The organism is Psychrobacter sp. 1U2 (assembly GCF_051847575.1).
In genome coordinates this window covers 1-756 of record NZ_JBPYDC010000966.1, presented here as the reverse complement: position 1 = coordinate 756, position 756 = coordinate 1, and the positions used below count along the sequence as shown (strand labels likewise).

The following is a 756-nucleotide window of genomic DNA, read 5'->3' as shown; positions in this document are numbered from 1 at the left end:
ATGAATATTGTGTACGTGCATGGCCTAGATAGCGATGCCAATTCTACTAAAGGGCTTTTATTAGAGCAATATTGTCAACAGCATTACCCTGATATCATAGTACATCGTCCTGATTTAAATCAGTCGCCAGAACAAGTGTTTAGTTACTTAACGGATTTAGTCAGTAAACTTAGCAAGGACGCCAAAACCGTCTTGGTAGGCAGCTCATTGGGCGGATATTTTTCAACGCTCGTCAGCAATCATACTGGCTGTCCTATTTTATTATTAAACCCTAGCACACAGCCGCATATTACTTTACAACGTTTTGAAGACAATAAAAGCGCTGATACTTTAAGAATGGATAACAATGAGGACGAGACGCTTTATACCACTCCTGGTGGCTGGGCGATGACGAAGGCAGACTTACAGTGGTTTGCTCATCATCAATTATTGTCGGTTGCCAATCCAAGTCAGGTCACTGTCATGCTCAAAAAAGACGATGAATTGCTGGATGCCAATTTATCAGCAGCGTTTTACCAGCAGCAAGGTGCGACTGTCACTATACAAGAAGGCGGCGATCATAGGTTTAGTGATTTTGCTAAGCATGTGCCCAAAGTCATTGAAATGGTACAACAGTTAGTCTGAGCCAAGTTAGCTTATAGAGACGACATTATCTGACGTAAGCTACTGACGATTGACGTAAAGAGCGCCATTTTTGGTTATAATGGTTAGATAGAAACAATGATATGTGAATAATAAAGGAAGGCATTTTGAGTC

Annotated in this window: 1 protein-coding gene; it reads left to right on the top strand. The window is 41.0% G+C overall.

All coding sequences use genetic code 11. The annotated features are described in order from the left end of the window. Positions 1-624, top strand: a 624-nt coding sequence (locus ACS8FD_RS19820) for a YqiA/YcfP family alpha/beta fold hydrolase (protein WP_439262930.1), incomplete at its 5' end; no start/stop codon positions are given. Positions 625-756 lie beyond the last annotated feature (132 nt).